General features: G+C 70.9%; 25 protein-coding genes. 4 read left to right on the top strand and 21 right to left on the bottom strand.

Annotated elements, in window-relative coordinates; genetic code table 11:
• Nucleotides 1–222: 222 nt before the first annotated feature.
• Nucleotides 223–735, bottom strand: coding sequence for a DUF1707 and DUF4870 domain-containing protein (locus tag ABD340_RS11980; protein ID WP_344588866.1), 513 nt, complete (start codon nt 733–735; stop codon nt 223–225).
• 148 nt (nt 736–883) lie between these two features.
• On the bottom strand, nt 884–1,825 hold the full coding sequence (locus ABD340_RS11975) for a polysaccharide deacetylase family protein (RefSeq protein ID WP_344588865.1): 942 nt from the start codon (nt 1,823–1,825) through the stop codon (nt 884–886).
• Between the two features lie 189 nt (nt 1,826–2,014).
• Between ABD340_RS11975 and ABD340_RS11970 the strand changes: the two genes are divergently transcribed.
• The gene (locus tag ABD340_RS11970; protein WP_344589603.1) at nt 2,015–2,386 is read left to right on the top strand and encodes a hypothetical protein; all 372 of its coding nucleotides are present in this window, start codon (nt 2,015–2,017) and stop codon (nt 2,384–2,386) included.
• A 372-nt stretch (nt 2,387–2,758) separates the two neighbouring features.
• Here the strand turns inward: ABD340_RS11970 and ABD340_RS11965 are convergent, their stop codons facing one another.
• From ABD340_RS11965 to ABD340_RS11900, 14 genes are all read right to left on the bottom strand, one after another.
• Nucleotides 2,759–3,823 carry a DUF4192 domain-containing protein gene (locus tag ABD340_RS11965; RefSeq protein ID WP_344588864.1) on the bottom strand — a complete coding sequence of 355 codons (1,065 nt, stop codon included), beginning with the start codon at nt 3,821–3,823 and terminating at the stop codon, nt 2,759–2,761.
• 80 nt (nt 3,824–3,903) lie between these two features.
• A complete protein-coding gene (locus ABD340_RS11960; RefSeq protein WP_344588863.1) occupies nt 3,904–4,440 on the bottom strand; it encodes a hypothetical protein in 537 nt (178 codons plus the stop codon).
• A 10-nt stretch (nt 4,441–4,450) separates the two neighbouring features.
• Nucleotides 4,451–5,092 carry a hypothetical protein gene (locus ABD340_RS11955; protein WP_344588861.1) on the bottom strand — a complete coding sequence of 214 codons (642 nt, stop codon included), beginning with the start codon at nt 5,090–5,092 and terminating at the stop codon, nt 4,451–4,453.
• A 19-nt stretch (nt 5,093–5,111) separates the two neighbouring features.
• Complete coding sequence (locus ABD340_RS11950; protein WP_344588860.1) at nt 5,112–5,618, bottom strand: hypothetical protein; 507 nt, start codon at nt 5,616–5,618, stop codon at nt 5,112–5,114.
• An 8-nt stretch (nt 5,619–5,626) separates the two neighbouring features.
• Nucleotides 5,627–6,199: a hypothetical protein gene (locus tag ABD340_RS11945; protein WP_344588858.1), complete on the bottom strand. Its 573-nt coding sequence runs from the start codon at nt 6,197–6,199 to the stop codon at nt 5,627–5,629.
• A complete protein-coding gene (locus ABD340_RS11940) occupies nt 6,196–7,446 on the bottom strand; it encodes an MCE family protein (protein ID WP_344588856.1) in 1,251 nt (416 codons plus the stop codon). The genes ABD340_RS11945 and ABD340_RS11940 overlap by 4 nt, the downstream gene beginning before the upstream one ends.
• Nucleotides 7,446–8,699, bottom strand: a complete 1,254-nt coding sequence (locus ABD340_RS11935) for an MCE family protein (RefSeq protein WP_344588855.1) — start codon at nt 8,697–8,699, stop codon at nt 7,446–7,448. Before ABD340_RS11935 ends, ABD340_RS11940 begins: the two co-directional genes overlap by 1 nt.
• Nucleotides 8,696–9,946 (bottom strand): MCE family protein, encoded by a 1,251-nt coding sequence (locus ABD340_RS11930; protein ID WP_344588854.1) that lies wholly within the window; start codon nt 9,944–9,946, stop codon nt 8,696–8,698. Before ABD340_RS11930 ends, ABD340_RS11935 begins: the two co-directional genes overlap by 4 nt.
• Entirely contained in the window at nt 9,943–11,154 is a 1,212-nt protein-coding gene (locus tag ABD340_RS11925; protein WP_344588853.1) for an MCE family protein, read from the bottom strand. Before ABD340_RS11925 ends, ABD340_RS11930 begins: the two co-directional genes overlap by 4 nt.
• A complete protein-coding gene (locus ABD340_RS11920; protein ID WP_344588851.1) occupies nt 11,151–12,203 on the bottom strand; it encodes an MCE family protein in 1,053 nt (350 codons plus the stop codon). The genes ABD340_RS11925 and ABD340_RS11920 overlap by 4 nt, the downstream gene beginning before the upstream one ends.
• Complete coding sequence (locus ABD340_RS11915; RefSeq protein ID WP_344588850.1) at nt 12,200–13,480, bottom strand: MCE family protein; 1,281 nt, start codon at nt 13,478–13,480, stop codon at nt 12,200–12,202. The genes ABD340_RS11920 and ABD340_RS11915 overlap by 4 nt, the downstream gene beginning before the upstream one ends.
• 21 nt (nt 13,481–13,501) lie before the next feature.
• A complete protein-coding gene (locus ABD340_RS11910) occupies nt 13,502–14,338 on the bottom strand; it encodes an MlaE family ABC transporter permease (protein ID WP_344588849.1) in 837 nt (278 codons plus the stop codon).
• Between the two features lie 3 nt (nt 14,339–14,341).
• Nucleotides 14,342–15,127 (bottom strand): MlaE family ABC transporter permease, encoded by a 786-nt coding sequence (locus ABD340_RS11905; protein WP_344588848.1) that lies wholly within the window; start codon nt 15,125–15,127, stop codon nt 14,342–14,344.
• A gap of 37 nt (nt 15,128–15,164) precedes the next feature.
• Entirely contained in the window at nt 15,165–16,145 is a 981-nt protein-coding gene (locus tag ABD340_RS11900) for an ABC transporter ATP-binding protein (protein WP_344588847.1), read from the bottom strand.
• Between the two features lie 558 nt (nt 16,146–16,703).
• On the opposite strand from ABD340_RS11900, the gene ABD340_RS11895 reads away from it, so the two are divergent.
• Nucleotides 16,704–17,756 (top strand): methyltransferase domain-containing protein, encoded by a 1,053-nt coding sequence (locus ABD340_RS11895; RefSeq protein WP_344588846.1) that lies wholly within the window; start codon nt 16,704–16,706, stop codon nt 17,754–17,756.
• 5 nt (nt 17,757–17,761) lie between these two features.
• On the opposite strand, the gene ABD340_RS11890 is transcribed toward ABD340_RS11895, so the two are convergent.
• The 4 genes from ABD340_RS11890 to ABD340_RS11875 all read right to left on the bottom strand — a co-directional run bounded on the left by ABD340_RS11890 (nt 17,762) and on the right by ABD340_RS11875 (nt 20,605).
• The gene (locus ABD340_RS11890; RefSeq protein WP_344588845.1) at nt 17,762–18,322 is read right to left on the bottom strand and encodes a Uma2 family endonuclease; all 561 of its coding nucleotides are present in this window, start codon (nt 18,320–18,322) and stop codon (nt 17,762–17,764) included.
• Between the two features lie 138 nt (nt 18,323–18,460).
• Entirely contained in the window at nt 18,461–19,249 is a 789-nt protein-coding gene (locus ABD340_RS11885; protein ID WP_344588844.1) for a VOC family protein, read from the bottom strand.
• Nucleotides 19,250–19,337: 88 nt separating this feature from the next.
• Nucleotides 19,338–19,739, bottom strand: a complete 402-nt coding sequence (locus ABD340_RS11880) for a DUF4440 domain-containing protein (protein WP_344588843.1) — start codon at nt 19,737–19,739, stop codon at nt 19,338–19,340.
• Nucleotides 19,736–20,605 carry an SDR family oxidoreductase gene (locus ABD340_RS11875; RefSeq protein ID WP_344588842.1) on the bottom strand — a complete coding sequence of 290 codons (870 nt, stop codon included), beginning with the start codon at nt 20,603–20,605 and terminating at the stop codon, nt 19,736–19,738. The genes ABD340_RS11880 and ABD340_RS11875 overlap by 4 nt, the downstream gene beginning before the upstream one ends.
• A gap of 69 nt (nt 20,606–20,674) precedes the next feature.
• On the opposite strand from ABD340_RS11875, the gene ABD340_RS11870 reads away from it, so the two are divergent.
• Both ABD340_RS11870 and ABD340_RS11865 read left to right on the top strand, forming a co-directional pair.
• On the top strand, nt 20,675–21,634 hold the full coding sequence (locus tag ABD340_RS11870) for an AraC family transcriptional regulator (RefSeq protein ID WP_344588840.1): 960 nt from the start codon (nt 20,675–20,677) through the stop codon (nt 21,632–21,634).
• A gap of 454 nt (nt 21,635–22,088) precedes the next feature.
• Nucleotides 22,089–22,760: a hypothetical protein gene (locus tag ABD340_RS11865; protein ID WP_344588839.1), complete on the top strand. Its 672-nt coding sequence runs from the start codon at nt 22,089–22,091 to the stop codon at nt 22,758–22,760.
• Between the two features lie 153 nt (nt 22,761–22,913).
• On the opposite strand, the gene ABD340_RS11860 is transcribed toward ABD340_RS11865, so the two are convergent.
• Nucleotides 22,914–24,962 carry a DUF6801 domain-containing protein gene (locus ABD340_RS11860; RefSeq protein ID WP_344588837.1) on the bottom strand — a complete coding sequence of 683 codons (2,049 nt, stop codon included), beginning with the start codon at nt 24,960–24,962 and terminating at the stop codon, nt 22,914–22,916.
• Nucleotides 24,963–25,127 lie beyond the last annotated feature (165 nt).

Genomic DNA, 25,127 nt, shown 5'->3' with positions numbered 1-25,127 from the left:
CCGAAAGATCGGGGACCTACGGGTCCGCCGGTCGCGGGATCTGCCGCCGAACCCGTCGTCGGCGACCGTGGTCAAAGACGCCTCGCCGGCCGGCGTCGCACCGGCCGGTGAGCACGCCCGCGGCGGGATCGACAAACCCCGGTTCCTGCGGGCAGGCCCCAGGAAGCCACAGAGATGCCGCACAGCACGCATGCATCCCCGACCGTCAGGCCAGGAAGCGCGTCATTTCACGATGCGGAGGATCCAGGGGTAGCGGAAGGGCTTGTCCGTGAGGCCGACCACGGCCGCGACCGCCGCCACGGCCCAGCTGATCGCGTACACCACGCCGCCGATGCCGAAGGTGACCATGGTCACCAGCAGCAGCGTCAGCTGGAAGTTCAGCGCCTCCACCGCGTGCTGCCGTACGTACGGCGAACGCTTTCCGCTCAGCAGCATCAGCACCAGCGGGCCCACGAACAGCGTGGGCACTCCGGACGCGTGGGAGAGGGCCGCCAGCATGCGATCCTCGCCCGTGGGCGCGAGGCCGGTCCCCTTGAGGGCCGGGGCGGGGGCTAGGTCCTGCAGGACCGCCGCCAGATCCCCCCGCGTCTTCGCCGTCATGGCCAGGTGCATGCGCGTGTCGAACTCGGCGTGCTCCAAGCGCCCTTCGGCATACGCCTCTTGGAGCCGTTCGATGACCGGCTCCCGCTCCGCGTCCGAAACCCGCAGCTCAGTAGCCGCGTATCCACCGTTCATATATCGATCCTCACTCCGAGCGCGTGCACCCACCATCGGGGAAGCCCCTGAGTCGCCCCTGAGATTCGGCACCCTCTCGGGGACGACGCGACCGCCGGGACGAGTCGAAGCCCCGAACGGCCGTGTCCCTTACAACGAACACGCGATGTCAGGGTTCCGTGTCTCCCTGTTCCGTATCCGAAGGACGTTCCTCCGCGGCCTTCTTCTCCGGGACCGGTTCGCGCTCGGTGTACTCCTTGCCGGGTGCCAGGGGCTTGCCGTAGAGCTGGGAGACCGTTACGAAGACGTACCCCTTCGCCGCCAGGCGATCGATGATGTGGGGGACGGCCGCGACCGTGGTCGGGTGGATGTCGTGCATCAGCACGATGTGGCCGTTGCCCGTGCCGCCGATGACCTTTCGCTGCACCTTCTTGGTGTTGCGGACCTGCCAGTCGAGCGGGTCGACCGTCCACAGGACCTGTGCCAGCCCCAGCCGCTTGGTGACGGCGGCGACCTGCTTGTCGGTCGACCCGTACGGCGGCCGCATCAGGGTGGGGGTTACCCCTGCGACCCGATGGATCGCCTGCTGGGTGCGCATGAGCTCTGAGGTCACCTTCGCGGTGGACGAGCGGCCCAGGTCGGAGTGGGAGAAGCTGTGGTTGGCCAGTTCGTGGCCCTCGGCCGCCTCCCGGCGGACGAGCTGTGGATACTCCTCCACATTGCGGCCGACCAGGAAGAACGTCGCCCGGACCTTGCTGGCGGCCAAGGTGTCGAGCAATTTGGCCGTGACGCCCATCGGTCCGTCGTCGAAGGTCAGGGCTACGCACTTCATCCGCTTGCAGTCGACCGCGGGAGCCGGCGGGTGCGAGGGGCTCGGGCTCGCGCCGGCGGACGGGCGCGGCGACGTCGGCTGAGGGCTCCGGCCCGCCTTGGCGCCAGTGGCCGCGCCACTGCCGTTGACCACCGCAGTCTGCGGGGGGCGTTCGGCCGTGCGGGCCGCGAAGGCGGCCGGCGGGGCGGGCGCCAGCGTGCTCAGCCAACCGCACAGCGCGAGCCCGGCCGCCACCGCCGCCGAACGCCGCACCACGACCGTTCCGCGCCGCCCCGTCATGAACGCTCCCTCGGCTCGTGCGCCCATTTGTTGATCAGTTCGAGCCGACAGTGTAGGGGTGCGGCACCTGTCGTCCTGGCACATTTCGCCTGTGTCGGGAACCCGTTTACTCCCAGAACTCGTTATCGTCGTACGCGCCCAATGTCTCCGGAGCGGTTCCGGGGCGGCATCAGAGGACGGGACATGCCGATGAGGTTCCGGGACCGATTCGGGATTCGCAAGCACCGCGGCTCTTCGGTGACCAGGCTCGACCGTGAGGCGACCGACGCCGACATCGAGGCGCTCATCGCGTTCGCGCGCAGCCGCAAGGGTGTGGAGTTCTTCGTGGAGCCCGAGACGTTCGCCACCGACACCACCGCGGTCGCCGTGGCCCACGACGGCGAATGGACCCGGCGCAGGGTGGGCTCTCCACAGGTCATCGGAAAGGTCGCGCACAACCTCGGCCTGCCCGTCTACGACGTTCAGATCGTCGGGTACCCGCCGCGCATGAGGGCGTGGAACGAGCGCAACCGCGACCGCCGAATAGACCCCGGCTCCCCCGGCGAAGCCGTCAGCTCTTGACTTCCTCCCTCTCGTGAATGCGAGGTGGACCGCACGATCGCCAAGGGCTCGGACATTCCCGGGTGCGTGACTGGGGTCTGTCTCGAAGTGGCCCCAGGTACCACGCGAGCGCGCTACCTGGCCGGCGAGGCGACGCCGGAGGCCAGCCTCACCGGCCAGATCGCGAAGCGACGTCGCGCTCGCCAAGGCCCGGTTAGGGCCCGTCTCGAAGTGGCCCCAGGTACCGCGCGAGCGCGCTACCTGGCCGGCGAGGCGACGCCGGAGGCCAGCCTTACCGGCCAGATCGCGAAGCGATGTCGCGCTCGCACTAAGCACGGTCAGGGTGCGAGCCGCTAGGCGAGCCCCTGGGCCGGGATTGAAATAAACACAGCGTCATAGGTCCAGACGTTCCTCCCCTCCTATGGCGCCATCGGTGAGGCGTTCGTCCTGTGCCGCATGGGCGGCGGCCAGATCCTCCGGTGTCATGTTCAGTCGGACGACCGACGGGGGCGCGCCGGTCTCCATCGCCCAGCCGAGAAGGTTGGCCATCGAATACTCCGGATCGGCCCGTTCCAGGGCTACGTTGGCCAGGCCGCCGTCCCCAGCCACATAGGCGACGTACGCCAGCAGGCAGGCGGGGGCCGTCGCGTACGCCTCGTCGACGCGGCGCAGCACGTCGCGCCAGAAGTCGATCTCATGGTCGGGGTGGTCGTCGTCGATGCGCACCCATGCCTCGTCGCGGACGCGCAGATTGGTCAGCAGCACGCCGAGCCAGGCGATGTCGTCGTCCGTCCCCGCGCCGGCGTGTAGGCGGCGCAGCAGAGATCGGCCCTCTTCGGTCATCCGTCTGTGGAACCCGGACCGGGTCAGGCCCTCGCTCACCCAGGACCTCAGCCGTTCCTCGGCGCGTGCTGTGGCCTGGCGCATGCGGGTGCGCGCGGGGCCCGTCAGGGGTGCCACGGAGCGGGCGAGTTCGGAGCGGTCGGCCAGCGCCACCTTGCCGGAGAGGGTGGCCTGGGCCGCGACGACCGTGGTCGAGCTGTCGTAGGGGTTGCCGGACGGGACGCAGCAACCGCTGTCGACGCAGGTGAGCGACCACCAGCGGCCGGCGGCGACGCGGGCGGCGTCGGTGAGGGCGAGTCCGTGCGCGGTGAGGTGGTCACCGATGGTCGAGGCGGCGGGGTCGACCCGGTCGGCCGGACCGTAGCCGAGGACGAGGGCGCGCCGGAACCGGTTCCCGGCGAGGACGTCCGCCACCCGTTCGGCGGTCGCGGCGAGCTCGGCCCGGTCATCGGGTGCGGGTAAGTTCACCCGGATGGCGCACATGTTGTGCGGGCCGTCGTGGCCGATCACGACGAGGTCGTCGGTGGGGTGGTAGCCCAGGAGATAGGGGACGGCGGCGATGGCGTCGGGGATGGACCGGATCACCATGGGGGTCCGGCCGGTCGTTCTGCTCATGCCTTCGACTTTGACCGGCCGGTCGGGGGTGCGGAAGGGGGGCGACGGAGTGTGGATAACTCACCGCCCGGCAATTCTGACTATTTAGCGAAAGTATCGATATTTTCTATCTGCCAGCGTTTGTTGCGGTGCACGGCACCGACGGAGAACATCGCCGCGGAATAGGCCGTCTGGTTCTTGTCGGTACGGGTGCTGCGCTGGTCGGCGAAGATCAGCAGGCGGGCGCGGTCTCCGGTCAGCATCCGGACGCCGCTGCCGGTCACCGTCGTCGTGAGCACGATCTTCTGTGCGGGCGCCTGCTTGCGGACCAGGGCGATCATCTCGTTGTACTGCTGGACGGCCTTGCCCGTCAGGAGGGTCTGGGCGGCCCGCTCGGTCTTGCCGACGTCGGTGTAGTTGTACGAGAAGACCGTGTTGACGATGTCGTTGACCTCGCCCTTGAGCGCGCTCGTCCGGGCGTTGTCGGTCAGTGCCGTGTTGTCGGCGGTCGTCCCGCTGTCGATGGCGTGCGCCTGCCGTGCGGACCAGGCGGCCACGCCGCCCAGGAGGATGGTGAGCGCGGCCAGCGCGGCGGGCAGCCTGGGGTGCCGCCAGAGAGCGTGAAGCCTGTCCTTCATGTTCGTCCTTTCACCCATTGGCGCCGACCGGGGCCTGCGAAAGGGCGCTGAGCTTCCATCCCGTAGCGGTACGGGTGAGCTGGCCCACGAGGCGGGTCTTCTTGATGGCCGGTTCTCCCTTGGGCGGGGTGACGGTGATCTGGAGGGCCACGATGACGCTCGCCTTGCCCGCGTGCTGGTCGAGTTCGGTGACGGCCGCGTCCAGGACCTTGGCGGAGGTGATGGTCTGCGCCTTGCGTACGGCCTGTTCGAACTGGGGCCGTCCCTGCACGATCTCCTGGTACAGCTCGCTGGTGGACGAGTCCTGCCACAGCTTCAGGCCCTCGTTGAGGGACCGGTAGTCGAGGGTGTTGAGGTTCTGTACGGCCTGCTCCCCCGTCCGCAGGACCTCGTCGCGCGCGGTTGAGTAGTGCAGGGTTTCGTCATGCGCCGCCCCGTACCAGGACCATCCGAACCATGCCGCGCAGACGGCGGCGACCACTGCGAGGGCCAACGCGACCGTGCGCTGACGGTTCGGCGCGGCTTTCTCAGCCTCCTCAGAGTCGGTCTCCTTGCCCGGCTTCTCGTCCGTGTCCTCGGCTTCCGTGGGCTTGGCGTCCGTTTCGGGCTGCTCGGACTCGGGGACGTCGGTCGTGCGGTGCTTCGTCTTCACCACTGTCACCTCGTGCTCGTCAGCTCGACCGGATCTCGGCGATGCGCCACTGGCCGCCGCGCAGGTGGGCGGTGACGGCCAGTTGGGCGGCCGCGGTGCCGCCCGCCGGTTTGCCCTGGCGGGTGCTCACCTGGTCGAGGAAGACCAGGAGATGGGCGGTGCCCGCGGTCATCCGGGAGACACCGGCCCGGACGACGCGGCTGGTCAGGGTGAGGCGCTGGGCCGGGGCCTGCTGCTTCACCTGGGCGAACAGGCCGCGGTACTGCTGGGCGGCCTTGCCCTCCAGCAGTTCGGTGGCGGCCTTCTCGGTGGCGGCGACGTCGCCGTGCTCGTACGAGAAGATCTTGACCAGGGCGTTGCTGACGTCGCCGACCGCCTTGGTGGTGGCCTGCGGGTCGAGCAGCGCCCGGTTGGCGGACGGGGCGTCCGCGCGCCGCGCGCCGGTGAAGGCCAGCACGCCGGCCGCGGCCAGCGCGAGCGCCAGGGCGACGGCCAGCGGGCGCCGGACTCCCGGCGGTGTTCTCACGGCGGTCCTCATTGGGTGTTGGCGGGCAGGGCGGTCAGGGACTTGAGCTTCCAGCCCGCCGCGGTACGGGTCAGCGCGGCGTCGAAGCGCTTGCGCTGGACGGTCGGCGCGGCGCCGGGCCGGGTGATCTCGATCCGCACCGTGGCGATGATCCGGGCGGAGCCGGTGCGGCGGTCGAGGGCGGTGAGGGCCGCGTCGGAGACGGTCCCGGTGGCGCCGGTGCCGGCCCGCTGGATCTTCTGCCTGCTGTCCGCGCGGGTGCGTTTCAGCTCCTCGTGCAGGGCGCCGGTGGAGGAGTCCTGCCAGCGTTGCAGGCTCTGGTCGATGCGTTTGGCGTCCATGGAGTTGAGCTCGGCGATCTGCTGCTTGGCGGCGACGACGGCGCGGTCGCGGTCGCGGGCCATGTCCTGGTCGGCGCCCTGCCGCAGGTCCCAGAACTGCCAGCAGGCCCAGCCCAGGAACAGCGCGGCGGCGGCGACCAGGGCCCAGCAGGCGGTACCGGCGCGGGAGCGGGGACGAGGCGACGGCGGGTCGCGGTCGTCGTCGGAGGTCGCCGGGTGGTCCTGTGCGGTCTCGGTCATCGCTGGTCCCCCAGTCCGAGGAGGTCGCGCATGTCGGGCTGCCGTCCCTGGACGCCCGGGAGGCCGAGCGCGCCGGGGAGTTCGGCGCCGGGTCCGGCGGTCAGGCCCACCGAGCCGGGGCGGGCCGGCTCGGGGACGCCGCGGCGGGGGGCGTTGGCGGCACCGCGGACGTTCACCCCGCTCCCGGCGGCCATGGTGCAGCGCGCGCCGGTGTTGAGGGGCGGGCCCTCGGAGGTGTTGAGCCCGCTGCGGTAGGTCGTCCCGCCGTACCCGCGGGTGCAGGGCAGCGGATTGAAGAACGTGGTGGCCATGCCGAAGCGCAGTTTCCCGTCCTCGACGACGGTGGAGCCGGCGGCGACGACGCCAGGCAGCCGGACCAGGAGCTCCTCCAGGCCGTCCACTCGGGTGACGGTCAGCTGGGAGACGGTGAGGAGGTTGGCGATGACGACGCTGAGGCTCGGGTCGAGGTCGCGCAGCAGCCCGGTGATCTCTCCGGACGCCTGCGGCGCGACGGCGATCAGTTTGCGCAGGTCGGCGTCGGAGGTGCGGAGCTGCTGGGCCAGCAGCCGGGCGTCGCGGCCGAACGCCTTGAGCGCGGCGGCCTCCTCGTTCTGGGTGCGCAGGGCGAGTTCGCCGTCGCGGATGAGCCGGGTGGTGGGGGCGATGCTGGCGTCGGCGGCGCGGATGAACTCGTTCTGCGCGTCCATGAGGGCCTGCAGGTTGGGACCCTGGCCGTTGAACGCCTGGTAGAACTCGTCCACGACGACGCGCAGCGACTCCAGCGGGACCGAGCCGGTGAAGTCCTTGGTGGCCTTGAGGAGGTCGGTGACGGGCGCCGGGGTGGCGGTGACCGAGCGCGGGATGACGGCGCCGTCCTCCAGGTAGGGGCCGGTGCTGCCGGCGGGGCGCAGGTCGACGTACTGCTCGCCGACGGCGGACAGGTTGGCGACCACGGCCTGCAGGTTGGACGGGATCCGCGGCGCGTCGTCGTCGATCTTCAGGTCGGCGACGACGCCGTCGTCGGTGAGGCGCAGCTCGCCGACCCGGCCGACCGAGACGCCCCGGTAGGTGATGTTGGAGCCGGTGAACAGTCCGCCGGTCTGGGCGAGTTCGAGCTTGGCGACGTAGTAGCCGCGCAGGCCGACGAGGCGGCCGAGGTCGGCGTACCGCGCGCCGATGTAGGCGATGATCGACAGCGAGATGACCAGGAAGGCCAGCGTCCTGATCCGGGTTCCGAGGGTCAGCATCAGCCGCCTCCTCCCTGGCCGAGGTCGGGGAAGATCCCGCCTCCGCCGCCGGACGGGGTGCCCGGAGCGGTCGGCGCCCGGGTGCCGGAGGGCGCGGGCGTGCCGGGGACGACCGGCGGCTGCACGATCGACGGGGTGTCGGCGGGCGGGAGCGGGAGCGTCGGGGCGTTGCGCACCTCGCGGGTCCGGGCCTTCTCGGAGCCGTTGGACGGGGACGGCGTGATCGGCGGGATGATCTCCGTGCCGGGGACCGCCGAGACCGCCAGGTAGACGTTGAGGTAGTCGCCCTTGATGGTGTTCAGCGCCTCGTCTGTGAACGGGTAGGTGAACAGCACCTGCAGTGACTTGGGCAGGTCCTCTCCCGCGTCGGCCAGCTTGCGCAGGGTCGGGGCGAGCGCGCGCAGGTCGGCGACGAAGTCCTCCTTGGACGCGTTGATGGTCCGTACCGCTATGTCCGACAGGTCCTCGAACTGGCGGAGCATGGTGATGAGCGCGCCGCGCTGGTCTTCCAGGACTTTCAGCCCGGGGCTCAGGTCGTCCAGGACGGTGCCGAGTTTCTGGCGCCGTGTGGTGAGGGTGGCCGACAGCCGGTTGAGGCCGTCCAGGGCGGCGACGATGTCGCCCTTGTTGGAGTCGAGGCTGGAGGTCAGCTCGTTCAGGCGGCGCAGGAGCGATTTGATCTCTGGCTCGTTGCCGGTGAGCGCGTTGTTGATTTCGCGGGAGATGGTGCGCAGCTGCGGCAGGCCGCCGCCGTTCAGGAGCATCGACAGGGCGCCGAAGACTTCCTCCACCTCGACGTTGCGGTTGGTTCGGTCCGCGGGGATGCGGGCCCCGTTGGCCAGGGTTCCGCTGGCGCCGGACTTCGGCGGGGCGAGCTGGATGTACTTCTCACCGAGCAGGCTGGACTGCTCCAGATGGGCGGTGGCGTTGGCGGGGAGCCGTACCTTGCCGTTCACCTTCATGGTGACTTGGGCCGTCCAGCCGTTCAGGGGCAGCGACACCTCGGAGACCCTGCCGACCGCGACGTCGTTCACCTTGACGGCGGCCTGCGGTACGAGGTCGAGCACGTTCCTGAACTCGGCCGTGACCGTGTAGGGGTGGTCCCCCAGGTCGGCGCCGCCCGGTAGGGGAAGGTCCTCCACTCCTGTGAAACCGCCGCCGCAGCCGCTCAGGAACACCGCGCCTGCGGTGACGTAGAGCGCGGCCCGCCCCAGCCTCCCCGCGCGCGGGGTTTTCCTGTCCGGGTGGCTCATCGGCCGCCTCCCTTGGGGGACGTGGGCGAGCCGTACGTGTCGCCTACGGTGGGCAACGGCATCGGGGGAAGGATGCCCGTGGCCGATTCCGGTACGGGGGTCAGCGTCCCGGCCCGTTGTTTGTCGCACAGCGCCTTCAGCGTTTCGTTGGACGCGGCGGACGAGGCGCACGCCGGGTTGGCCGTCCCCTGCCCGAGTGCCGCGAGCGCCGAGCCGGCCGCCGAGCCAGAGCCAGAGCCCGTGCCGGTCCCCGAGATGGGGCCCATGCTGATCTCGTTCAGGTTCCCGCGTCCCATCAGCGTCCGGGTGGACGGGTCGTAGCTGTTGAGGAGGTTGGTGGCGTTCAGCGGCAGCACGTCGAACGCTTCCGCGAGCGAGGCGCGCTGGTCGACCAGCACCTGGGTGAGGGAGGCGAGCTTGTCCACGTCCTTCTTCAGCAGCGCGCGGTTGTCGCGGATGAAGCCGCGGACCTGGCCGAGCGCGACGGCCAGCTCGCGCAGCGCGGCGCCGAGCTCGTCGCGGTCGGCGGCCAGGAAGCCGGTCACGTCGGCCAGCTGCCGTTCGGCCTGCCGCACCTGCGTGTCGTTCTCCTTGATCATGGTGGTGAACTTCTGCAGGTTGGCGATGGTGGCGAACAGGTCGCCGCTCGATCCGGCCAGCGTCTGGCTCGCCTGCCCGAACTGCGCGATCGTGTCGTTGATCGCCTGCCCGTTGCCGCCGAGGTTCTCCGCGCCGACCTGCAGCGCGCGCGACAGGGCGCCCTTGGAGTTGACGCCGTTGGGGCCGAGGTCTCCGGCGAGGCGCTTCAGGCTCTCGTAGAGCTGGTCCAGCTCTACGGGCGTCCTGGTGCGGGTGACGGGGATCTCGGCGCCGGCGGCCATCCGCGGGCCGCCGGTGTAGGCGGGGGTGAGCTGGATGTAGCGGTCGGCGACGACGCTGGGCGCGATCACCACGGCGCCCGCGCCCGCCGGGACGGGCACGTCCCGGTCCAGGGTCAGCCGGGTGCGGACCCGGGTGCCCATCGGGGTGACCTCGTCGATGGAGCCGACCTTGACGCCGAGGATCCGCACGTCCGAGCCGGGGTAGACGCCGACGGCCGCGCCGAAGTAGGCGGTGACGCGCTTGCCGCCGCCGTCGCCGGCGACCGCGGCGAGCGCCACGGCCATGAGGACCAGCGCCAGGAACAGCGCGATCACGGTGCGGCGGCGCTCCTGCCACATCCGGCGGCGCCAGGACGTCTCGATCATCGGCCACCGCCTCCTCTCACCGCACGGGCGCTCGGGCCGGCGCTCGGGCCGGCGCTCGGACCGGCGCTCGGGCCGACGCGGGGACCGGCGCTCGGGCCGGTTCCGCCGGGTTTGGGCGGCCGGCAGTCGTCCTTCGGCGGCGCGTTCGGGGCCAGGTACTCCTTCGGGACGACCCCGCACAGGTAGCCGTCCATCCAGCGGCCGTTGCCGAGCGCGTTGCCCAGCAGCCGGTTGTAGGGTCCCGCCACGGCCAGGGCCCGGTTGAGGTTGTCCTGGTTGCGTTCGAGCACGTCGGTGATCCGGTCGAGGGCGTCCAGCGTGGGCTGGAGCTGCCGCTGGTTGTCGGCGACCAGCCCGGACAGCTGGCGGGCCAGCGCCTGCGACCCGACCAGCAGCCCGTGGATCGCCTCGCGGCGGCGGCGCAGTTCGGCCAGCAGCAGGTTGCCGTCCTGCAGCAGCTTCTGGAACTCGCCGCTCTGCTCCGCCAGCACGCCGGTGACCTGCTTGGCGTTGGCCAGCAGCCGGGCCAGCTGCGCGTCCCGGGTGGAGATCGTCTGGGAGAGCGCCGACAGCCCGTCCAGCGCCTTGCGGACGCTGGGCGGCGTGTTGGTGAAGGTGTCGGCCATCGTCTCCAGGCTCTGCGCGACCTTGACCGTGTCGAGCCGGTCGATGGTGCTCGACAGCTCCTGGAACGCCTTGGTGACGTCGTACGGCGACTTGGTGCGGCGGAGGGGGATCCGCCGGTCGGGGTCCTGGGCGGTCTCGCCGAGCGGGTCGACGGCCAGGTACTTGGCGCCCAGCAGCGTCTTGATCATGATTCCGACGCTGCTGTCGTTGCCGATCCAGGTGTCCCGGACCCGGAAGGTGACCTTGACCTTGGCACCGTCCAGCTCCACGCCGGTGACCTCGCCGACCTTGACGCCGGCGACGCGCACCTCGTCGTCGGGCTTGAGCCCGGCCGCCTCGGTGAAGTCGGCGGTGTAGCTGGTGCCGCCGCCGATGACGGGCAGGTCGTCGGCGCGGTAGGCCAGCATCGCCAGCACGAGGATGATCGCCAGCCCGACCACGGCCACGCCGATCGGGTTGCGCTCACGGATCGGCTTGCCGCGCAGCGGGCCGGAGCGCGGGCGCTTCAGCGGCGGCAGCGCGGTCGCGGCCGGACGCGCCGTCACCGGGCGTCCCGGGCCCTGCTTCTCGGGGCCGCTCATCGACGGACCTCACATCTCATCGCGTCGTCCGGTCCCATCGGGACACCGGTCGGCGGCTTGCTGCCGTCGGTGTACCGGGCGCCGGTGACGGTCGCCTGGCACATGTAGAAGTTCATCCACGACCCGTAGGAGCCGAGCCGCGCGATGGTCGCGCTCTTGCCGGGCAGCGTCCGCAGGAAGCGGTCGACGGTCGGGGACTCGTCGGCCAGGCCGTCCGACAGGCGGCCCAGCTCGGCGATGCTGTCCTTCAGCGGGGCGCGGCCGACCTGGAGCAGGCCGGCGGTGCTGTTGGTCAGCTCCGACATCGCGCCGATCGCCTCGCCCAGCGGCCTGCGGTCGGCGGCCAGCCCGGAGGTCAGCCGGCGCAGCGTGACGATCAGGTCGCCGAGCCGGTCCCCGCGCGCGTTGACGGTCTCCAGCACCTCGTTGAGGTTGTCGATGACCTGCCCGATGACCTGGTCCTTGCCCGCCAGCGTGCTGGTGAGGGACGCGACCGTGCGCAGCAGCGAATCCATCGTCGGGCCCTCGCCCTGGAGCACCTGGATGATCTCGCCGGCGAGCTGGTTGACGTCCGCCGGGGACAGCGCCTGGAACAGCGGCTGGAAGCCGTTGAACAGCTGGGTGAGGTTGAGCGCGGGCGTCGTCCGCTCCACCGGGATGGTGCCGCCGCGCGGCAGCATCCGCCCGGGCGCCCCGGCGCCCCGGTCCAGTTCGATGAACCGCTGCCCGACCAGGTTGCGGTACTTGATCGTCGCCGTGGTGGAGGCGGGCAGCCGGCGGCCCTTCTGCACGCTGAACCGCACCCGCGCCTGCCGCCTGGCGACCACGCTGATGTCGGTGACCTGGCCGACCCGCACCCCGGCGATCCGGACGCTGTCGCCCTCGTTCAGCCCGGCGACGTCGACGAAGCGCGCGTCGTAGCGGTCGGCGTCGCCCACGCCGGTGTTGGCGATGCTGATGGCCAGCACGGCGGTGGCGGTGACGGTCACGACCACGAAGAGGATCGACTTGGTCAGCGGGCCGCCCAGGCCCTTCACGTTCATCCTCATCCGACGCTCACCTTCGCCCCCCGGTAGACCGGGCCGACCAGGACGCTGCTCCAGTCGGGCAGGGATTGCGGAACCTCCCGCATCCCGGGCGCGATCAGCTCGTTCACCAGCGTGTTCTCCTGCGGCGAGTTGGGCAGGCCGAGCCCGCCGGGCGCGACCGCGACCGGCGCCTGCTGCCAGGGAGGGGCGGCCTGGCCGCGGACGGCGGCGCCGCCGGACGGGTCGTACGGCACGGGATAGCAGCGCGGCCCTCCGCCCGCGGTGTAGCGCGGGGTGTCCCGGCCGGGGATGTAGCGGCCCTTGGACGGCACGGCGGTGATCTGCACCCGCAGGCCGGGCCGGTCGGTGCCCTTGCCCAGCGCGCGGTTCATCTCCGGGATGAAGTCGGTCAGCATCGAGAACACGCAGGGGAACTCGGGCGAGTACCGGGCCAGCACCTCAAGCGACGGCCGGCTCGACGACGCCAGCTGGATCATGTTGGCCGAGTTGGCGCGCAGGAACGTGGTGAGGTCCTGCGCGCCGGAGGTGACGGTGGAGTACAGCTCGCTGAGGTTGCGGCGCTGGTCGACGACGGTGCGGCTGGTGGAGGTGAAGTCGTACAGCGCGTCCAGGATGTCGGGGGTCGCGTCGGCGTAGTTGTGGGAGAACGCGACCAGCTCGTGGATGTTGCGGTTGAGCGCGGGCAGCTCGGGGTTGAACTTCGCCAGGTACGCGTCGAGCGTGACGAGCGTCTGCCCCAGCTCGCCCCCGCGCCCTTCCAGCGCCTGCGACATCGCGGTCAGCGTCGCCGACAGCTTGGCGGGCTGGACGGCGGTGAGCAGCGGCAGCGTGTTGTTGAGGACCTCCTGGAGCTCCACCGCGTTGGCGGTGCGGTCCTCGTTGATCACGCTGCCCTCGGTGAGCCGCGCCGCGGCCGGCTGCGCCGGCGGTATCAGCGCCACGAACCGCTGCCCGAACAGCGTCGTCGGCAGCATCTGCGCGGACACGTTCGCCGGGATCCGCCGCACCGTGCCGGGCTTGAGCGCCAGCGTGAGCCGGGCGCCCGACCCGTCGGCGTCGATCTCGCGGACCTCGCCGACGACCACGCCGCGCACCTTGACGTCGGCGTGCCGGTGCAGCTCGTTCCCGACCGAACCGGTGCGCAGCGTCACCATCGTCGCGTCCGTGAACCGCTTCTGGTAGATCGCGACGGCCAGCCACACCAGCAGCGCGGGGACCAGCAGGAACACCACGCCCTGCAGCCGCCTGGAGACCGTCGCCATGGGCCCGTCACGCATCCGCGCCCACCTCCCCCGCGCTCATCCGGCGACCTTCACCGTCGTGGTGGCGCCCCAGATCGCCAGGCTGAGGAAGAAGTCGGTGACGCTGATCAGCACGATCGCGGTGCGCACCGCCCGGCCCACCGCGACGCCCACGCCCGCCGGGCCGCCGGTCGCCCGGTAGCCGTAGTAGCAGTGCGCCAGGATCACCATCACGCTGAAGATCAGCACCTTGAGGAACGACAGCACCACGTCGGTCGGCGACAGGAACACGTCGAAGTAGTGGTCGTAGGTGCCGGCCGACTGCCCGTTCACCCAGATGGTGACCTGCCGGGACGCCAGATAGGAGCTGAGCAGCCCGATCCCGTACAGCGGGACGATCGCCACCGTGCCGGCGATGATCCGGGTGGTGACCAGGTAGGGCAGCGACGGGATGCCCATGCCCTCCAGCGCGTCGACCTCCTCGTTGATCCGCATCGCGCCGAGCTGGGCGGTGAAGCCCGCGCCGACCGTCGCCGACAGCGCCAGCCCCGCCACCAGCGGCGCGATCTCGCGGGTGTTGAAGTAGGCCGACACGAACCCGGTGAACGCCGAGGTGCCGATCTGGTTGAGCGCCGCGTACCCCTGGAGGCCGACGACCACGCCGGTGAACAGCGTCATCGCGAACATGACGCCGACCGTGCCGCCGATCACCGCCAGCGCGCCGGACCCGAACGCCACCTCGCCCAGCAGCCGCTGCACCTCCTTGAGGTAGCGGCGCAGCGCCCGCGGCGTCCACAGCAGCGCCCGCACGTAGAAGCCGAGCTGGTCGCCGGGCTGGTCGAGCCAGGCGAACCACGAACCGGGACGGCGCAGCCTGGAACTGGAGGAGACCATCGGCTAGGCCCCCTTCGGCGGGACGACCTGCAGGTAGATCGCGGTCAGCACCAGGTTGACGAAGAACAGCAGCAGGAAGGTGATCACCACGGACTGGTTGACCGCGTCCCCGACGCCCTTGGGCCCGCCGCTGGGGTTGAGCCCCCGGTACGCCGCCACCACGCCCGCGATGAACCCGAACAGCAGCGCCTTGAACTCGCTGATGTAGAGGTCGGGCAGCTGCGCCAGCGCGGAGAACGAGGCCAGGTACGCGCCCGGCGTGCCGCCCTGCAGGATCACGTTGAAGAAGTAGCCGCCGAGCACGCCGACCACCGAGACCAGGCCGTTCAGCAGCACCGCCACCAGCATCGTCGCCAGCACCCGCGGCACGATCAGCCGCTGGATCGGCGAGACGCCCATGACCTCCATCGCGTCCATCTCCTCGCGGATCGTCCGCGACCCGATGTCGGCGCAGATCGCCGAGCCGCCCGCGCCGGAGATCAGCAGCGCCACGATGATCGGGCTGGCCTGCTGGATCACCGCCAGCACGCTGGCGCCGCCGGTGAACGACTGCGCGCCCAGCTGCTGCGCCAGCGACCCGACCTGCAACGCGATCACCGCGCCGAACGGGATGGACACCAGCGCGGTCGGCAGGATCGTCACCGAGGCGATGAACCAGAACTGCTCCAGCAGCTCGCGCGCCTGGAACGGCCTGCGGAAGATGTGCGTGAGCACGGTCGCGCCGAGCGCGAACAGCCGGCCCGTCTCGCGCAGGGCCCCCGTCCCGGGCACGCCGGACTGCGAGACCATCACCACCACCCCCGGGGTGGGCGACGCTGCGGAACGGTCATCGGCGGCCGTCCCTTGCGGGCGGCAGCAGGCTGTTCAAAATCGCCTCCTGGGCTGCGGGGGGAAGCTGCGCCAGCATGGACAGCACGCGCTCGCGACGCCGGTTGACCGCCCCGCGGTCGGGCATCCCGGGGCTCGGCTCCAGCTGCGGGACGATCTCCGGCACCCGGGCCGCCGGCAGCGACAGCCGCGCCTCGGCGGCCAGCGCCGTGGCGTCCTTCTCCTCGCTCATCCCGATCGGCCCGTGCCGGTTGCCCCGCAGGAACTGCGCCACCACCGGCTCGTCGCTGGTCAGCAGCACCTCGCGGGGGCCGAAGGTGACCAGGTCGCGGCGGAACAGCATGCCGATGTTGTCCGGAACGGTGCAGGCGATCTCGATGTTGTGGGTGACGATCAGCATCGTCGCGTCGATCCGCGCGTTCAGGTCGATGAGCAGCTGGGACAGGTACGCGGTGCGGACCGGGTCCAGGCCGGAGTCGGGCTCGTCGCACAGGATGATCTGCGGGTCCAGCACCAGCGCCCGGGCCAGCCCGGCGCGCTTGCGCATGCCGCCGGAGATCTGCCCGGGCAGCTTGCGCTCCTGGCCGGCCAGCCCCACCATTTCCATCCGCTCCAGGACGATCCGCCGGATCTCCGACTCCTTCTTGCGGGTGTGCTCGCGCAGCGGGAAGGCGATGTTGTCGAACAGGTTCATCGAGCCGAACAGCGCGCCGTCCTGGAACATCAGGCCGAACCGCTTGCGCGTCTCGTAGACCTTGCGGTCGGGGTCGTTCACCATGTCGACGCCGTCGATCAGCACCCGGCCGCGTTCGGGCTTGAGCAGCCCGATCAGCGACTTGAGGAAGACCGTCTTGCCGGTGCCCGAGGGGCCCAGCATCACGCTCACCTCGCCGGCGGGCAGCGTCAGCGACACGTCCCGCCAGATGGTCTGCCGGCCGAAGGACTTGGTCAGCCCTTCGACGACGACTTCTAGTCCCATTCCGCAGACTTGAACATCGGAGAACTCCCAAATCCGGCCCGGAAAATCGGCGATCGCCCACCGGGTGAAATGACGATTGCCGATGAATCGTCGACAGGGCCATCCCTACTGGCGGGTACGCTACTTGCGGGACGGCGGCGCGCGCAAGCAAACGCACCGGATCGAATGGCACCCCCGACGGCGTTGTCACCGCATGACAATGCCTACCAGAGGGTTTATCTCCGAGTGCGCACACCCGCCATCGAGCCAGGTCCGGCCGGGACGCCCGGACCGCGAAAGAAAGAGACCGGCACACCTCGGCAGCGTCGGAGCAACCGGCCGACACGCTTTTATCCAAACGCCGCGGCGACGAAGTGAGTTTTCTCGATTAAACCGCCGGAGAACGTCCCGGACGGACGGCGCGCCTCCGGGCTTTAGATCATGGTGCTAGCATCGCGTCCATGAACTTCTTCTTCCTGCGGTGAGGATCCGCCGGCGAGGCGAGGAGCCCCCGTCGCCGGCGATGCGGGGCGGCGCCGGCGCCGTCCCGGGTCCTGACGCGGGAGAAGAACGATCATCATGCGCACCCGTGCGCTCACCTCCACCGCCGCGCCCCTGGTGGCGCGGTGCGTCCGCGGGCTCGAGCCCGCCCTGTCCGCCGAGATCCTCCAGTACGGCCTCGGCACGATCACCCGTCTCGGGCATCGCGAAGTCCACTTCGGCACGCATCGCCCCGTTGCCGACGCGACCCGGCTGCGCACCGCCGACGACGTGTTCCTGCTGGCCGCCCGCATGCCCGACCCAGGTCCGGCCAAAGCCGGGCTCAGCACGCTCGCCGAACTGGCCGACCAAGCCGACGTACGGCACGCGTCACCCATCACCGGTGTAGAGGTGTCCGCCTCGTTCCTAGGGCGGCGCAACTACAACCGTCACGACGCGGAAGACGCTGTAGGCCGCGCCCTAGCGGACCGCTTCGACGTCCAGTACCACTCGCGGCGGGACGGCACCGCACCCCCGCCGTCCCACAACGGGTGGCGGCTTACCCTGGACGGCACACACGCCACGCTCATGCTGCGGATCGCAGACCAGCCCTTGCACCGCCGCCCCTACAAGCGCCAGACGATCCCCGGCACACTGCATCCACCCGTGGCCGCGGCCATGGCCCAACTGGCCGACATCGATCCGGGCCAGACCGTCCTGGATCCTTGCTGCGGCGCGGGCACGCTCCTCATAGAAGCCGCCCACCTACGGCCCGGAGCCCGCTACCGCGGTTTCGACACCGCCCACGCCTCGCTCCAGGCCGCCCGCACCAACGCCAAGGACATCGGCGCCATCGACATCCGACGAGGCGACGCAGGCTCCCTGCCTCTCAAGGACGCGAGCATCGACCGCGTCATCTCCAACCCGCCCTGGGGAACACAGGTCAACCCGTCCGGCCTGCTGGCCCGCCATCCCTCGCGCCTGTGGTCGGAACTGCGCCGCGTACTGGCCCCCAAGGGAATCGCCGTCGTCCTCATCTCCGACCCCAGTGCACTGACCGCCGCCTTCAAGCACGACCTGACCCCCGTCCACCTGCAACAAGTGAGAGTCTCCGGGATCCACACCCACCTAGTGCAACTACGCCCTTGCTGAGCCCATCAGAACTCGTGCGTCGGCAGCACACCTTCCAGCGGCGCCGGAATGGCCAGGTCCTCCCCCAGGACGACCGAGGCACTGTGGGTGTAGTCGTCGCCGCGCGGCTCGGAGAAGATCGTGACCTTGCCGTCCAGCCGGTCGACCAGCAGGTAGAGCGGGATCTCGGCGGCCGCATACCCGCGCCGCTTGGGCCCGCGATCGCGTTCGGCACCCTTGCGGTTCCAGCCGTCTTTGGAGGTCACCTCAAGCACCATCACCACGCCGTCCGGCTTGCTGTGCCACTCTCGTCCGGCGAACGCGCCCTTGGGCGCGGCGATCCCGTCGGGCACGTACTCGCCCTCGGGGCTGATCAGCGTCAGGTTGCGGTGCAGCCGCAGATCATGAGCCGCACGCACCCAGTCGTCCACCGCCACGACGACGGTCTCGTGCTGCCCATCAGGGGTCGGCGACACAATAATCTCCCCGTCTACCAGTTCCGCACGGAAACCGGGCATCACCTCGAGCGTGGCGAACGCCTCGCGGAGGTCATCACGGACGAATGGCGGTTCCGCCGGCATCGCCATCGCAGGTCTCCTCGTGATCATCAGCGGTGGTAGGCCCCGTATCAACAAAGTAGCACCGACCACTTCGCGACCACATAGAGCTTCCATCGTGCGACTAACTGTAGCGAGCGGTAGAACCGTGCTGGGACGCGCGCGGGGCTAACCGGTTTGTTCCGGCGGGATGGTCTGGCCTATGCCGTGCATGTTGCCCTCGCTGTCGCGGAACCAGGCGGCGCGTTCACCGCCGCCGCCCGCCGACGGGTAGTTGCCGTCGACCTCGGCGATCCCGTCCACGGTGCGCAGGCCGGGGACGTCGACGTACTCGAACTCGACGCCCCGGCGGCGCAGCTCGGCGACCACCGCGCCGATGTCGTCGACCTGCCAGGCCATCTGGGTGTGGTCGCCGGTGGGCCGGCCCGCGGACTGGAAGACCGCGAAGCTCCCGCTCCGGCACTGGTAGCGCAGCCCGCCGGGACGGGTCTCGGCGGGTTCGAGGCCGAGCTTGTCGGCGTACCAGCGGCGGGCGCGGTCGAGGTCCTGGGCGGGCAGCCGCGTCGACACGGCCGCGCCGGCGAGCGACCCCTCGGCTACCGCGGGGGCCGCCTCGACGATCTGCAGGTGGTTCCCGTCCGGGTCCTGCGCGACGCCGGACCACGCGCCCTCCCGTGCCCGGTGCTCGGGCCGGGAGACCCAGGCCACGGCGAGGGAGTCCAGGTGCCGCGCGACCGCCCGCGCGTCGTCGACGTGCAGCTCGATGATCGCCCGCCCGGGTTCGGCGGCGAGCGCCGCCACGTCGTCGATGCCCTCGATCTGCAGCGCGATCCCGCCCAGCCACAGGATCCCGCGGGCGTCCGCGCGGACGCCGAACGCCCGCTCGTACCAGGCCCGCAGCCGTTCCGGCTCCCTGCTGCCGAGCCGGATGCCGCCGATGGCGGGGGTCGATCCCATGGGTGCCTCCTGGTGGCCCTGTCCCCGGTTGTGACCCCGTGAAGCGCGCGGACTCACCGGCCTCCGTAAATCTCCGTCCAGGAGCCGATCAAGCGGGGGCGGCGTCGTGGATCCACGTCTCGTGCAGATGGCGCCAGCGCAGCCCGTTCCGGGCCCCCGCCTCCGGGACGAAGATCGCCACAGCGCGGCGGGCGGTGGACGACCCGGGCGTGCGCTGGTGCTCCTCGTAGGTCGCCACCACCAGGCCGTCGCGGTCCAGGAGGACGCGCGGCGCGCGGATCTCCAGGACGAGGCCGGGGGCGGAGCCGTGCGCCTTCGTCATGACGTCCGCCAGTGCGGTCCGGTCCGCCGACGAGCCGTCCGGGTCGTACCAGGTGAAATCGGGCGTATGCCTGTCGAGAAAAGCCGAGACATCGGAAGGGTTCTCCTCGCCGCGCAGCCAGCTCTCGATGAAGCGGTGATGCTGGACGATCTCGTCTACGGCGCTCACGCGGCACCTCCGGCGTGCCGCTCGATCCAGGTGCGCAGCGGGGTCAGTCCGACTCCGAGGAGCGCTTCGACCTTGCCCGCGTCCCCCTCGTAGAGACCGGCGCCCTCCGGGGTGGCGAGCCATCGGTACGTGCTCGCCACCCCGGCCGCGACCTCCGCGCCGAGCACGGGCGCCAGACGTTCCTCGAACGCGGCGGGGTCCACCGGCACGTACCGGATCTCGCGGCCGAGCACGCCGGCGAACGCGGACGCCAGTTCCGGGCCGGTCACCTCCTCCTTCCCGCCCATGTCGATCGCCGTTCCGGCCAGGTCGGCACGGTCGAGCGCGGCGGCCGTGAGCGCACCGAGATCGTCATGGGGCAGCCAGGCGACCCGGCGGTCCTCCGGAAGCGGGTAGGGCAGGACGCCGCCGGCGAGGGCCTCCCGTGCCCACGGGGCGGCGAGATTGTCCAGGTAGACGGGGGGACGCAGCACCACGGCCGGGACGCCGCACGACAGCATCGCCGCGGCCGCGTCCCGCTTCGACTCGAAGGCCGCGATGCCGGTCGCACTCGCCGGGACGCGGTTACCGGTGTTGAACACCAGACGTTCCAGACCGCCGGACGCCGCGACGATGTTGTCCACGAAGCGGGCCACCACCGCCGGGTCGAACTCCATGGGGAGCGTCACCGACGCCCGCCGCACCCCGTCGAACGCCGCCCGCACGGCTTCGCGATCGGTGAGATCCCCCTGTGCCCATTCGATGCCGGACGGCCCGGCCGCGGTCCGGCCGAAGCCCCGGACGCGGTGCCCGTCCCGCAGGAGCCGCCGCGCGACCGCTCCGCCCTGCGCGCCGCCGGCGCCGATCACCAGGTATGTGTCGCTCATGCCTCCAGGCTGCCGGGCCCGCCTTGTACGTTCTATAAGCATGAGTCCGGCTTCGTTTAAGGATCGTCCATGGGCGTGACGGTGCGCGAGAGGTCGGTGCCGGGCGCCGATCTGCTCGGCGAGTTGCTGGCGCCGCTGCGCCTGGAGGGCGTGTTCGCCAGCCGCTGGACGGCCCGCGCGCCCTGGGGCCTGCGCGGCGACCGGGAACGGAACGCGATCCTGCACTACGTGCACGCGGGCGAGTGCGCGATCACGATGCCCGGACCGTCCGCCCCGGTCGTCCTGCGCGCCGGCGAGCTGGCGGTGTTCCCGCACGGCACCGCGCACGAAGTGGCGGACCGTCCGGGCCGTGCCACCCGCCCGCTCGACCTGCTGCTCCCCGGCCGCCCGGCCGGGACGGTCAGCGAGGTGCGCGTGGACGGCCCCGGCCCGGCGACCGAGCTGCTGTGCGGCGGGCTGCACTACGACGAGGCCGCCGTGTCGCCGCTCTACCGGGCGCTGCCGGAGATCCTCGTGCTCGACCGCGACATGCTGGCCAACGAGCCGCTGCTGGCCGGGACCCTCGACCGGCTCGCGGACGGGACGCGGGACGGCGCGCCCGGCGCCCGGCTGGTGGCGCTGCGCTCGTTCGAGCTGGTCTTCGTCCTGGCGCTGCGCGTCGCGCTGAGCCGCCTCAGCGCCGCGTCGCCCGCGCTGGAGGCGTTGCGGCATCCGGCGATCGGCCGCTCCCTGCTGGCGATCCAGACCAGGTTCACCGAGCCGTGGACGCTCGAATCGCTCGCACGGGAGGCGAACATGTCGCGCTCGGCGTTCGCGACCGCGTTCACCCGCCTGGTCGGCGAGCCCCCGGCCCGCCATCTGACCGGCCGCCGCATGCGCGAGGCCGCCCGCCTCCTGGTCGAGACCGCCGCACCGCTGGGCACCCTGCCCGAACGCGTGGGCTACCGCTCCGCCGTCGGGTTCCACCTGGCCTTCCGCCGCCACTTCGGCACGACGCCGGGCGAGTACCGGCGCCGCCGCCCGGAATAACCGGCATACCCGAATCGGCGAATGGCGGCGGTCACCGAAATGGACGGCCGCATCCACAGCCCGTGATTCCCGCGGCGCCGTCCAAAAGCGGCCGCAGGCCATGAACGGCCGGCACCGCGGGCGCACCGCTGTCACCAGGAAACAAAGAAAAGCATCCGCTTATATTGCGGTGACAACAATCCGCAACATTTATGCAGATGGCAGGAAATTGCCACGCCGAAACCTTGTCTCCTATTCCGGGCGGAAGTAATCTTCGGTTCGTTGGATGATCCGCGGATATGCCGTAAAGGTGTGCCCGCGCCCGGACCACGCACTTCCCTTTCGCCCGGGTGAATCGACCCCGCCCGGGCGGCGGCGCTGACCGTCACGAGCGATCATCGCCAGGCGCTGCGGTATCGACGTGCGCGCCGCTCACCGGTCGAATCCCGTCCCGCCCCCTCAGGAGGCAACAGTGGTGCGCCCGACTTCCCTTCCCACCAAGACCCGGCGGATCGCGACGTTCGCGGCCGCGGGGCTGGCCGCGGCCGCCCTGGGCGTCGCGGTCCCGTCCGCGGCCAGCGCCGACCCCGTCATCAGGGTGGACTACCCGGTGAACGGCACCACGGCCATCAAGGCGACCGGCTCGACCCTGCAGCTCGGCCCCGGGGCCCTGAAGGCGTCCCTGGACCTGGGCACCGGCGACCTCACCGCGGACCTCGAGATGCCCCCCGCGCACGGCGAGTTCAAGCAGTTCGGCATCATCCCGGTCTCGGTGACGACCACGATGATCGAGGAGACCCCGACCACCGGCAAGGTCGACCTCGCCACCGGTGCGACCACCTCCACCTCGAAGGTCACCCTGAAGCTCAGCAACCTCAAGGTGGCGGGCATCCCGGTCCCGGTCGGCAACAACTGCAAGACCAAGTCGCCGGCGAACATCAACCTGACCTCCGGCGCCGACTGGGACGTGCTCAACGGCGGCACGATGTCCGGCACCTACACGATCCCCGAGTTCCAGAACTGCCTCCTGGCGGCACCGCTGATCAACCTCACGGTGCCCGGCCCCGACAACACCATCTCGCTGAAGCTGGGGGCGGCGACGGTTCCCCCGGAGATCGCCAAGAAGCTCGCCGCTATCGGCGACTGACGTACCACCGCGCTGAGGCCCGCCACCCGACCCCCGGGGTGGCGGGCCTCGTCATGTGCGCGCAAGTGCCGGAACCGACCGGCCGCACGCTTCGGGCCGGCCGCCCGAGGGGCGACCGGCCCGAGCCCGCGTCGGCTGGTGACGGCTACCCGATCACGGGCTGATGCCCCCGTACTTGAACGTCTGCGGGATGTCGATCGTGTAGACCCCGGCATCCGCGTATGTCGTGGCGTTGCGGAAGAAACCGAATGACGTGCCCGGTGTAAGAGTCGACGGGCAACCGGCCGAGACGTCGAGCAGGCTGCCGATGGTCGTCGTCCGCACCGTCCATCCGGTACTGCCGTTCGGGTATCCCGCCTCGAGGCCCACCTCAGAAGAGTTCGAGGATTCCACATCGAACGAACAGCCGGCGCTCGAGACTTTCAGGCGCGGCGTCAGGAACTGCAGCTCCAGCATCCCCGTCGTCCTGTCCAGGCCCAGCGTAGGATGATGCGACACGGTCATGGGCAGCCGCGACGGTTCGATGGTGAAGGAACCGAGGCTCGCCAGGCTCCCCGCCCCCACACAGCCGTTGTACTTCATGCTGGTGATCGTGCCGAGCCGGATGGGGTCTATCCCGGATCCGGACTTCAGCCTCCCGCGGATCTCCGAGGACGGGCACTCGATCCTCCGGGTGGGAACGCCGATGGCGGGGCCGGCCCTGAAGACGACCCGGCCCGAGGTCGCCCGGAAGTCCCCGCCGGGCGTGATCGTGTAACCGAAGTCCTCGGGCGGGCACGGGAAGATGTTCGGGTTCTTGGCGCCGGTGAGGTAGCAGACCGGTCCCTGTATCAGCCTGATGTAGTTCCCCGGCCCCGAGACGGAGGCCGTGAAGAGCCTGTCGAGATCCTCGCCGACCCCGCATCCGCTGAACTCGGGGATGGTCGCCGTGCCGGCGAGCTGCCCGCCGTTCTCGACCCGATAGGAAGGGTCGGCCTTCGCGCTTCCGGTCAGCACGATCCGCATCGGCTTCGCGCGGCAGTTGGGGCCCACGTCCATGGGCGTCCCGTTGACCTTGACGTTGTGCAGCCGGATCGACACGTCCGCCGTCACCGTGGTGACGGTGTCCTTCTCGCTCTTCGACCAGACGGGGCCGATCGCGACGGCGTTGGCGTTCCCGATCTGGGTGACCTCCATGGTCGCCGTGGTCGGCATGAACCCGAAGGTCAGGAACGTCGCCTGCGATGAGTCCAGGTACGTCATCGCCACGTTGCGGGACTGGAGGTAGCCGTCGGGATCCTCCGGTGGGTTCGGGTTGCGAAGGAACGACTGCACTCCCAGGATGACCGCGGCTTCGCCGCGCTGCGGCGCGGCCCCCTTGAGCTTCTTGACGTTGGAGTGCCCCTTGACGCGCGCGCAGCTCGGGTCAAGGGCTTGGGGCAATTCCTGGACGTCGTCCGGCACGGGCGGCAGCGGGAGGTTCATGTTGAGCTTGGGCTCGGACATCGGCGGGCACAGGTCGTCGTCGGCCTTCTTGCCGGACGCCCGGGGCGACGGGGCGCCGCCGCCGGCGCCGGGCGCGGTGGTGCCGGGGGCGTTCCCCGGCCCCTCGACCGGAATCGTGACCAGCGTGGTGTCCTCGCCGAGGTCGGGGACGCAGGACACCGACTGAGCCCGCGGCCCGGTCGCGCTCCCGTCTGCCTTGCGCGGCTCCAGGGCCAGCGCGAGCTCCCCGACGGACACCACGATGTCCCCGGCCGCGGTCACGTTCGCCTGGGGAACCGGCCCGGACGCGCGGAGCACCACGGGACCGGTGCCGGGGACCCTCGTCCGCGGGACGGTGAGCCCCGGCCACTCGGTCGCGGCCGGGACGCCGCCGCGCGTCCAGAGGGTCTGGAGCGTCACCGTGCCACCGACCGTGGCCGCACCCGATGCGGACAGGCCCTCCAGGGCCGTCCGGGGAAGTGTGAGGGTGACCTCGACGCCGTCCGGCCGCACTGGGGAGCCGGGCTTCCCGGTGGCGGGGAAGGCGGCGGACACCTTGACGTTCGCCCTGATGGGACCGGAGGGCAGACGGCAGGTGTAGCCGAGCGAGACATCGGCCTTCTGCTCGTCCCCCAGGGCGGCTCCGGCGCCCGGGATGAGCCCGGCCACGACGATCAAGGCCGCGATCGCCGCCGCCCGCGCGGTGCGGACCGTGTTCCAGCCCCTGCCACCGCTCATGGTCGCCCGTCCACTCCGAACGTCCCTTCGTCCATCCACTCAACACCCGGCACGCTTCAACGCCCGAAATCCAACGTGTCGGCCGTGGCCGCCATCCGCATATCCGATCAACCCCATAAAATGGCAGAGAGAGCCTAGTCCCAGGGCCGCTTCACCACAAGGGAT

This window comes from Actinomadura vinacea, from assembly GCF_039532545.1.
Taxonomy (GTDB): domain Bacteria; phylum Actinomycetota; class Actinomycetes; order Streptosporangiales; family Streptosporangiaceae; genus Spirillospora; species Spirillospora vinacea.
Note: the sequence above shows the minus strand (reverse complement) of the source record. Positions and strands in the feature narration are given on the sequence as shown.

Excerpts from the sequence above, each read along its gene's own strand:
- ABD340_RS11930 (WP_344588854.1), bottom strand. The coding sequence starts at position 9,946 with ATGATCGAGACGTCCTGGCGCCGCCGGATGTGGCAGGAGCGCCGCCGC.
- ABD340_RS11920 (WP_344588851.1), bottom strand. The coding sequence starts at position 12,203 with ATGAGGATGAACGTGAAGGGCCTGGGCGGCCCGCTGACCAAGTCGATC.
- ABD340_RS11905 (WP_344588848.1), bottom strand. The coding sequence starts at position 15,127 with ATGGTCTCGCAGTCCGGCGTGCCCGGGACGGGGGCCCTGCGCGAGACG.
- ABD340_RS11890 (WP_344588845.1), bottom strand. The coding sequence starts at position 18,322 with ATGGCGATGCCGGCGGAACCGCCATTCGTCCGTGATGACCTCCGCGAG.
- ABD340_RS11960 (WP_344588863.1), bottom strand. The coding sequence starts at position 4,440 with ATGAAGGACAGGCTTCACGCTCTCTGGCGGCACCCCAGGCTGCCCGCC.
- ABD340_RS11900 (WP_344588847.1), bottom strand. The coding sequence starts at position 16,145 with ATGGGACTAGAAGTCGTCGTCGAAGGGCTGACCAAGTCCTTCGGCCGG.
- ABD340_RS11860 (WP_344588837.1), bottom strand. The coding sequence starts at position 24,962 with ATGAGCGGTGGCAGGGGCTGGAACACGGTCCGCACCGCGCGGGCGGCG.
- ABD340_RS11935 (WP_344588855.1), bottom strand. The coding sequence starts at position 8,699 with ATGAGCCACCCGGACAGGAAAACCCCGCGCGCGGGGAGGCTGGGGCGG.
- ABD340_RS11915 (WP_344588850.1), bottom strand. The coding sequence starts at position 13,480 with ATGCGTGACGGGCCCATGGCGACGGTCTCCAGGCGGCTGCAGGGCGTG.
- ABD340_RS11910 (WP_344588849.1), bottom strand. The coding sequence starts at position 14,338 with ATGGTCTCCTCCAGTTCCAGGCTGCGCCGTCCCGGTTCGTGGTTCGCC.
- ABD340_RS11965 (WP_344588864.1), bottom strand. The coding sequence starts at position 3,823 with ATGAGCAGAACGACCGGCCGGACCCCCATGGTGATCCGGTCCATCCCC.
- ABD340_RS11975 (WP_344588865.1), bottom strand. The coding sequence starts at position 1,825 with ATGACGGGGCGGCGCGGAACGGTCGTGGTGCGGCGTTCGGCGGCGGTG.
- ABD340_RS11875 (WP_344588842.1), bottom strand. The coding sequence starts at position 20,605 with ATGAGCGACACATACCTGGTGATCGGCGCCGGCGGCGCGCAGGGCGGA.
- ABD340_RS11945 (WP_344588858.1), bottom strand. The coding sequence starts at position 6,199 with ATGACCGAGACCGCACAGGACCACCCGGCGACCTCCGACGACGACCGC.
- ABD340_RS11870 (WP_344588840.1), top strand. The coding sequence starts at position 20,675 with ATGGGCGTGACGGTGCGCGAGAGGTCGGTGCCGGGCGCCGATCTGCTC.
- ABD340_RS11980 (WP_344588866.1), bottom strand. The coding sequence starts at position 735 with ATGAACGGTGGATACGCGGCTACTGAGCTGCGGGTTTCGGACGCGGAG.
- ABD340_RS11895 (WP_344588846.1), top strand. The coding sequence starts at position 16,704 with ATGCGCACCCGTGCGCTCACCTCCACCGCCGCGCCCCTGGTGGCGCGG.
- ABD340_RS11925 (WP_344588853.1), bottom strand. The coding sequence starts at position 11,154 with ATGAGCGGCCCCGAGAAGCAGGGCCCGGGACGCCCGGTGACGGCGCGT.
- ABD340_RS11970 (WP_344589603.1), top strand. The coding sequence starts at position 2,015 with ATGAGGTTCCGGGACCGATTCGGGATTCGCAAGCACCGCGGCTCTTCG.
- ABD340_RS11885 (WP_344588844.1), bottom strand. The coding sequence starts at position 19,249 with ATGGGATCGACCCCCGCCATCGGCGGCATCCGGCTCGGCAGCAGGGAG.
- ABD340_RS11940 (WP_344588856.1), bottom strand. The coding sequence starts at position 7,446 with ATGCTGACCCTCGGAACCCGGATCAGGACGCTGGCCTTCCTGGTCATC.